Origin of the sequence: Methanospirillum stamsii, from assembly GCF_003173335.1 — an archaeon.
Taxonomy (GTDB): domain Archaea; phylum Halobacteriota; class Methanomicrobia; order Methanomicrobiales; family Methanospirillaceae; genus Methanospirillum; species Methanospirillum stamsii.
On record NZ_QGMZ01000067.1, the window covers coordinates 1 to 2,339 of the forward strand.

Genomic DNA, 2,339 nt, shown 5'->3' on the forward strand with positions numbered 1-2,339 from the left:
TGTTCCCCTCGAAACAACTAACCCCGGCCGCTGGCTCCTGATATTTCAGGAAGCGTGTGGGATTACATAATTGAACGACCGTCCATATATAGATAGCGTGAATATGAGGAAAAATTTCTGTCACCTTACTGATTTCAGTTCATCATTGATTCATTTGTCAAATATTTCAAAGTAAATAATATGAAGATATTTTTTCAGAATTATACTTCTGATGTAAGGACAGGTGAGCTCTCCGGAGGTCTCTATGATCTCTATAGCGCAGATTCAGATCATGCTTGATCCGGTCGCATCACGTATCGCCGCATACGTGGCCTGATTGGGCTCTATAAATACCTCGCCAAAAAACGTGTCCTGATGGATTTACGGATATCCCTCGTGCATGAAAAAGAGGAGCGGGATAAAAACATTAACAACCGGCCAAGCCAGGCGGGTTGCAACCTCCGATAAGGTGACTTTCCTGCCTGGAGGTGCACAATCTGCACAGCAGGTCAGGACTGCCATGGCATTCTCCTGGTACGCCTCCATTCATCAGCAGTCGAAGCCGGATTTGATCCTATTCTCGCTCGGGTAGCTGGCCGATGTATATCGATGCCCTCCTCATATCCGGGCCCTCCGGTCCTCCACTCCAATGTCCAGGGGTCATCTTCGGCTTTCGGGTGGGGAGTCCTCATCGCCTTCACCGGAATCGCTACCTTAGTTTAACATCGCCCACTCTCCGGGTGGGTTTTGTATCAGCCTTCCTATGCAATCCCTCCCATTTCACTCTGTATTAGTGTGGAAGTACTGATGAACATCATCCGGTCAGACCTGACAACTGAGCTGACAACACCTGTGACAGCTTCACCGCAGCTAGCTGACAAAGAGGATCGGGGGGAGAGAATCAGAAGTTACATTGAGCTGCATCCGGATGTAACAGCTGCTGACATTACCCGCAGCTTTGGTGTGACGAGACAGACGGCATCCCGGCACCTAAATAAAGTGAGGGTTGCACATGGGGAAGGGTGATATCAATAATCAGATTCGGCGAAAATAATATCCAAGCAATAATCGCACTAATCATAACAGTTTGAGTACTACTTTGAACATCAAACACACATTGCGCCACAATATAGGAGTAAGATGAAGAACCTAAAAGGTTTGAAAGGCCAAGAAGCAATTAAAGGCTTCTATAAAGCGGGTGGAATACCCAGAAAGGGCAAAGGGGATCCCATTAACATTAAAATGCCCAATGGACAACTAAAACTATACCAATATCTGGTGAAATAAAAACCAGATTACTAAAGGCATCAATCCATAAAGCCGGACTAACTGAAGAAGAATATTTACATTACCTCGAGGATTGAAATGACTGAATATACCATTATTATTCATCCGGCTGAAGAAGGAGGATATTGGGCTCAAGTCCCAACATTGCCAGGATGTTTCTCACAAGGGGAATCAATAGAGGAAGCAATGATAAACGTCAAGGAAGCAATCGAGCTCCACATCGAAGGTCTCATGGAAGAACACGAACCAGTCCCCGTTGAAAATGATCTCATTATCGGAAGAATACAAGTACCTCAAATTGAAGCCTAATCCATACACTTTTTTCCAGTCTAGAGTGCACGGACTTCTAAGACCTGACCTGCTGAAAAGAGAACATCACATGGGGTGAGAGACTAAGGGAGGAGGAATTTGTTCCCATCCCCCATGTTTTCTTCGGATTCTTTTACAGAGAAACCCAATGTGAAAAGTGTTCAATAACCATGGGTGAGGAGTTCAATTTGAACGGACTTACTGCTCATATCAGGGTGAAATATCCACTCGAAACCTCACATACCATAGAAGAGCCTCCCACGTGAGGTATCTTAAATTCCGTGTTCAATAAGAAAACAGTATGAACACATTTACAATACGACAATAAAAACTGAACTCCGGTCTGACCCGGATTTGAAGCCGTATGCTTCTTTCAATTAACAATAACAAGAATTTTTTAGATTTAAACAATAGCAGCGAGGATGATTTTCCGAGGACTCGCGTACCTCAGTACCGTCATCCACGTGAGGTGTCTTAACTTCCGTGTTCGGAATGGGAACGGGTGTGACACACCTGCTCTGGCCGCTATTGAGAGCCAAGATCCGGATTTGAACCGGAGTGTAGTTGATCTGCAGTCAACCGCGTGGCCGCTCCGCCATCTTGGCCTGGCTTGGGATATGTTTTGGAGAGCAGAAAGAGAGAATTTCACAAGACGTTTATGGATTTCGTCTGGGTTTGAGAAACCAGATTTAAGACGTAATTAAGACTATTAGTAATCGCGGACTGAACACGTCGTTGCCTTCGTGCTTACATCCCAATCCTAT

Annotated in this window: 4 protein-coding genes, 1 tRNA gene and 1 rRNA gene; 2 read left to right on the forward strand and 4 right to left on the reverse strand. The window is 45.1% G+C overall.

The window, feature by feature from the left end:
- Positions 1–360 precede the first annotated feature (360 nt).
- Complete coding sequence (locus DLD82_RS19255) at positions 361–501, reverse strand: hypothetical protein (RefSeq protein ID WP_245920500.1); 141 nt, start codon at positions 499–501, stop codon at positions 361–363.
- A complete protein-coding gene (locus DLD82_RS18780; RefSeq protein ID WP_181391525.1) occupies positions 489–671 on the reverse strand; it encodes a hypothetical protein in 183 nt (60 codons plus the stop codon). The genes DLD82_RS19255 and DLD82_RS18780 overlap by 13 nt, the downstream gene beginning before the upstream one ends.
- Before the next feature lie 55 nt (positions 672–726).
- On the opposite strand from DLD82_RS18780, the gene DLD82_RS17705 reads away from it, so the two are divergent.
- Together DLD82_RS17705 and DLD82_RS17710 are read left to right on the forward strand one after the other, a co-directional pair.
- Entirely contained in the window at positions 727–1,005 is a 279-nt protein-coding gene (locus tag DLD82_RS17705; RefSeq protein WP_109942462.1) for a MarR family transcriptional regulator, read from the forward strand.
- A 321-nt stretch (positions 1,006–1,326) separates the two neighbouring features.
- Positions 1,327–1,575 (forward strand): type II toxin-antitoxin system HicB family antitoxin, encoded by a 249-nt coding sequence (locus tag DLD82_RS17710; protein WP_342764582.1) that lies wholly within the window; start codon positions 1,327–1,329, stop codon positions 1,573–1,575.
- A 408-nt stretch (positions 1,576–1,983) separates the two neighbouring features.
- Here the strand turns inward: DLD82_RS17710 and rrf are convergent.
- Positions 1,984–2,105, reverse strand: a 5S ribosomal RNA gene (rrf, locus tag DLD82_RS17715).
- Positions 2,106–2,108: 3 nt separating this feature from the next.
- Positions 2,109–2,180: transfer RNA gene (locus tag DLD82_RS17720), tRNA-Cys, on the reverse strand.
- Positions 2,181–2,339: the final 159 nt, after the last annotated feature.

Bases quoted from the DNA above. Each gene is read 5' to 3' on its own strand.
- DLD82_RS18780 (WP_181391525.1), bottom strand. From the start codon at position 671: ATGAGGACTCCCCACCCGAAAGCCGAAGATGACCCCTGGACATTGGAG.
- DLD82_RS19255 (WP_245920500.1), bottom strand. From the start codon at position 501: ATGGCAGTCCTGACCTGCTGTGCAGATTGTGCACCTCCAGGCAGGAAA.